At 42.8% G+C, this 5,359-nt stretch carries 3 protein-coding genes; 2 read left to right on the top strand and 1 reads right to left on the bottom strand.

Translation table 11 applies throughout. The features are described 5' to 3' along the window. Positions 1–519 precede the first annotated feature (519 nt). Together AC4II3_RS30985 and AC4II3_RS30980 are read left to right on the top strand one after the other, a co-directional pair. Positions 520–2,028: a glycoside hydrolase family 9 protein gene (locus AC4II3_RS30985; RefSeq protein ID WP_488016274.1), complete on the top strand. Its 1,509-nt coding sequence runs from the start codon at positions 520–522 to the stop codon at positions 2,026–2,028. Between the two features lie 165 nt (positions 2,029–2,193). Beyond that, positions 2,194–3,360, top strand: coding sequence for a calcium-binding protein (locus AC4II3_RS30980; RefSeq protein ID WP_488016272.1), 1,167 nt, complete (start codon positions 2,194–2,196; stop codon positions 3,358–3,360). 157 nt (positions 3,361–3,517) lie between these two features. Here the strand turns inward: AC4II3_RS30980 and AC4II3_RS30975 are convergent, their stop codons facing one another. Further along, positions 3,518–4,882: an NB-ARC domain-containing protein gene (locus AC4II3_RS30975; protein ID WP_488016271.1), complete on the bottom strand. Its 1,365-nt coding sequence runs from the start codon at positions 4,880–4,882 to the stop codon at positions 3,518–3,520. Positions 4,883–5,359: the final 477 nt, after the last annotated feature.

Below are 5,359 nucleotides of genomic sequence, written 5' to 3'. Positions count from 1 at the left end.
CCCCACACCCCACACCCCACACCTGAGGTCAAAGTAAAAAACCTACCCTTATGAGTATTCCCTGCTCCCTGCTCCCTAGAAACATGTACCTCACCCAATTGAAAACTTATATGCTGTGTGTTAGGGATTGTAATTCTTTACAAAAAATTAACAATATCTTTTAGTTTTCTTTAAAACAAATATTATAACAGTTGTAAACTAGTATTAGCTATCGTTTCTTGATGCAGCGCGCTGCATCGCTACAAAACAAAACTATTTCGGTGTCGCTATTGAAAGTAGTACTACTCAAATTTAAAGTGCCTTTGTAAATCACATAGGATGCCCTATTATCTCCTTTATTGACGGAGAATTAGAGACTATTTCGTTTTACCGTTATTAAACAGGATTGATTTACCCTGTTTCATTGTTTTTATCTTAATAAACAACAGAATAAGCTACAAAAAATGGTAAGTTGACCTGTTTTATTTTTCCAGTATTAAACAGGGGTAATTTTACTTGATTTGTTATCAAAAATTACTAATGAATGCATCTACTCCTGTTCAAATCAACCCATCCAATGGAAATGGTGAGACTGTACCTAGTATCATCAACACCAAGTTCTCAACCAATCTCTCAACACAGTTCAACTATGGTGACGCTGTCGAAAAGTCCTTCTTATTTTATGAAGCTCAGCGCTCGGGTAAACTTCCAGAGGACAATCGCATCCCATGGCGCGGGGATTCTGCCCTCAACGATGGTGCTGATGTAGGAGTTGACCTCACTGGCGGTTATTACGATGCTGGGGACCACGTCAAGTTCGGCTTCCCCATGGCTGCTGCCATGACTATGCTGGCTTGGGGGGCAATCGAATATCAAGATGCCTACCAGCAAATGGGTCAATGGGATGAGGCTTTGGATGCCATTAAGTGGGGTACCGATTACATACTCAAAGCCCACATCACAGACTGTAACGGTCAAACCCAAGAGTTCTGGGCACAGGTGGGATCCGGTGAAATCGACCACAGCGTCTGGGCACCGCCGGAAACCATGACCATGGCGCGACCAGCGTTCAAAATTGATCCTTTAAATCCAGGTTCTGACCTAGCTGGTGAATCCGCTGCTGCTTTAGCTGCTGCCTCAATTGCCTTCCAATCCACAAACAACAGCTACGCTAATGAACTACTCACAAACGCCAAAGCCCTATTTGACTTTGCCGAGACCTATCAGGGTAACTACTCTGACTCTATCGCCGATGCTGCTATTTTCTACAATTCTTGGAGTGGCTACGAAGATGAACTAGCCTGGTCTGCAACTTGGTTGTACAAAGCAACCGGTGACCAGACTTACTTGGATAAAGCCGAAAGTTACTATCTAGGAATTGATCCGACTCAGACTCAATCCTGGGATCAAAAAGTCTATGGTACTGGCATCCTCCTTGCTCAAGAAACTGACGAAGATAGGTACCGTATCGAAGTAGAACGCTGGCTGGACTACTGGAGTGACGACAGTGGTGAAGGTATCGAATATACGGAGGGTGGACTAGCTTGGTTCAATGACTGGGGTTCCCTACGATATGCTGCCAATACTGCTTTCCTTGCTGGTATTTATAGCGATACCGTTAATGATGGTAATGGTCGTTACTCCGATTTCGCCGCTGATCAAATTGACTACATTCTTGGGGATAATCCCAACAATCGCAGTTATGTCGTGGGTTTTGGCCACAATTCTCCCAAGAATCCCCACCATCGTGGAGCCCATGGTTCCACCACCAATGACATCGAATCACCAACGGACAACCTCAATATTCTCTATGGTGCATTGGTGGGTGGTCCCTCTGAACCAGACGATAATGCCTATGTCGATGATCGAACGAACTATGCCATTAATGAAGTCGCTCTTGACTACAACGCTGGCTTCACTGGTGCTCTTGCCCGTATGTACCGTGAACAGAATGAACTCAGTCTGGGTTCTAACGTTGAACCACTACTGTCTACAGTAGATCCGATCACTGACTTAATAGTTGAACTCTCCCCCGCCGGGGAATTCTAAACGGTTGATTACCAGGTTTCTTCGTTATTTTAGTACATATGTACCGATTAAGTTAATCTCTAGGGAAAAAAAAATAGTAGGCTTTTTGCATAATTATCCAAAAGAGGTACATAGTTATATATAGATACCTACTCACAATCTCTGAAAAATTCAGGAGTAAGTTTCATGAATACATCAATCGGTGGTGCAGGTAATGACATTCTAGTAGGAGACAACAATGACGATAACCTGATCGGGCTTGCTGGCAATGACCTCTTACTAGGTGTGGGTGGCAATGACCTTCTTGATGGGGGTGCTGGCAATGACACCCTGGCAGGGGCTGCTGGGGAAGATGTACTTGATGGCAGAGCTGGCAATGATTTATTAAGCGGTGGTGATGATATTGATGTTCTAGATGGTGGTCAAGGCAATGATACCCTGATTGGCGATCGCGGAAATGACAATATTAATGGCGCAAATGGTAATGACCGACTGATTTGGAATAACGGTGATGGTAGCGACCTGATGGAAGGTGGTGCTGGCTTTGATGTGGTAGAAGTCAATGGCGCAAATGGTGCCGGAGATAACTTTGCCCTCAACCCCTTTGGCCCCAGGGTACGCTTTGAGCGGTTGAATCTCGGTCTGTTCAACCTGAATGTCAATGATGTAGAACAGTTTGAGATCAATGGTCTTGGGGGTAATGACACCTTAACGGTTAATGACTTGTCCGGTACTGATGTACAGCTGGTAGTCTTTAACGGTGGTGATGGTAATGACTTCCTGGACGGAACCAATGCTGTCTTACCCTTGGTTGGTATTGGAGGTAATGGCAATGACACCCTGATTGGCGGGGCTGGCGATGACAACCTCAGGGGTAATGCTGGCAATGATAGCCTGGTTGGCGGAGCTGGTGATGATAACCTGATTGGAGATGCCGGGAATGATACTCTGATTGGAGGTGATGGCGATGACAATCTGGTTGGTGGAGCTGGTAATGATGTCCTAATCAGTGGCAACGGTATTACTAGCTTTACTTTTGGTGGAGCAGCTTCCGATTTAGGTCTTGATAGCATTCTTAACTTTATCGGAGGTCAAGACCGAATTAGTCTCGAACAGAGCACCTTCACTGCACTCACTGGTACGTCGAGTGGGGGCTTAGATAGCAGTGAATGGGCGGTTGTATCTGATAATAGCGACGTCGAAAGTAATAGTGCTTTGATTGTCTACAACAGCAATACCGGCGATCTATTCTACAACCAGAATGGCAGTGCAGGTGGTCTGGGAAGCGGAGCTCAGTTTGCTACAATCAACACCAGCACCTCGGTGGGTTTCCAAGACTTTGAGATAGTATAAGTTAATCAAAAGTTAACTTATATAGAAGTTATATAGTAGTTTAATGTTGAAGGTTGACTGTCAACATTAAACCTTCAACATTAAACCTTCAACATTAAACCTTCAACCTTAAACATTAAACCTTCAACCAACTTTTAACCTAACCTAGACCTACCCCCTACAGCAAACAACCTTCATGCTCATTAATCACCGTTTTCATTACAGGAATTGTGGTGAAAAATGTGCGATTACTATGGGAAATTTTTTCCATTAGTGAGCGCCTTTCCAAAGACTGTAAAACTGAAATAAGTTGTGAATTATAGTCTAAAGTAATACTATAGCGCAATTGTTTAATAGAAATGGGGGTAGGATTCCTAGCTAGATAAGCAATCACCTTCTTCTCTGACTCATCTAACCGATTCAATTGCTGGATTAATATTGTTTTCATTGGCTCAGGAACAATCACGTCATCCCAATTTAAAAATTCTGAGACACTACCAAAAAAAAAGTCTTTAATTGTTTTCACAGCCAGCTTTAACCCTAGGGGATTGCCTCGATAACGTTTAATGAGTTCTATGTCTTGCTCTTGTTCAGACAAACCATTAGCTACTAATAGTTTCCGAGCGTCTTCTGTTGGTAAACCGTTTAGGGTTAATGAACGAGTGGAATAGTTTTTTTTCTCCAATAACTCCATTTGTAGCGGTGGTTCCCAACTAATTAAGAGCAAACAACTTTGGTGTCTTTCTTGTGCTACTCGTCTAAAAAGTTGACCATAATCCTCATATTCTGCTTTATACTGTCCAACTAAAGTGCCACAGCTTAAAATCTGTTCAGCATCATCGAGTATTACCAGACAGCGATGCTCTCGTAAACACTCTAGAAAATCAGACATCAGCAGGTTGATGTCTTCTGGTAACTCCGATGACTGCTGGTGAGACAGGAATGGAATCAGTTGTGTCAGCAGTTGCTTCAGGGGTTGGGCAGAGGATAGCGATCGCCAAATAATATAATCAAACTCCCCCTGAATCTCTCGTGCTAACTTGGCAGCTAAGGATGTTTTGCCAACCCCTACTATCCCAAGTATTGCTACCAATTGGCTTCGCTTGAGACTAATCCATTGCTTAAGGGTGTTCAGTTCCCTAGTGCGTCCATAGAATGCAGAAATCTGTGGTGCTTCACCCCAATCTTGGCACTGCTGGGGAGTTTTGTATCCAGCGGCTTCCAGCCATATCGAGATATCTCTCCAACTTTTTAGGGTGTTCGATTTCCGATTAGTTAAGGTTTCTACATACCGATACAAACCTTTAGTTAGTTGAACACTAAGTGACCCACAACTCCAATGGAGAGCAGCAGCAATTTTTTTGGGAGCATAGCCGCACAGCAAACCTCTTAAGCATGCTTTTTCCACTGGGGTTAATTTGATTTCCCTATTTGTAGCAACGGTTTTTTTCTGAGCCAGTTCTGTATACAACTTTTCTAAATTCCACAGTTTGGCTGCTTTGATAAACAGTTCATCTTCAAATCGATTGGTATTAGAGTTCATAGTAGGGAATCCTAATCAAGCTCACGTAATAGCTACCGATTAACTAATTAATAGGCTAGAAAATAATGTAGCTATTGGGAGCGTTTACTAGATAGATTTGCAAAACGTAGATGTCCCCGATGATGATAACTATCCTATTTGAAACTTTTGGTTTTTGTTACATCTCTACGTAAGCAAATTACCCTGATTACTGTCCCTAAATTGGTAAGGCTAATTTTGTTTTAGCTAATAAAATATTAGCATTTGATATCGGTAATTATCAAGTAAATTCGGCTGAATTTAGGTTTAATTTAATTCCTAAACTAAACACCCCCGATAACCGATTGACTGACAACTCTAGTTTACTTTATTTGAGAAAATTTGACAGTACCCGTTATGGGTACCATAGCAGTTCTCAATTGGGTGAGGTACCTCGCCCTTGGGGTTTTAGGGAGTAGGGAGTAGGGAGTAGGGAGTAGGGAGTAGGGAGTAGGGAGT

Source organism: Moorena sp. (assembly GCF_982860115.1).
The sequence above is the reverse complement of the archived record's forward strand: the minus strand, read 5'-3'. Positions and strand labels throughout refer to the sequence as shown.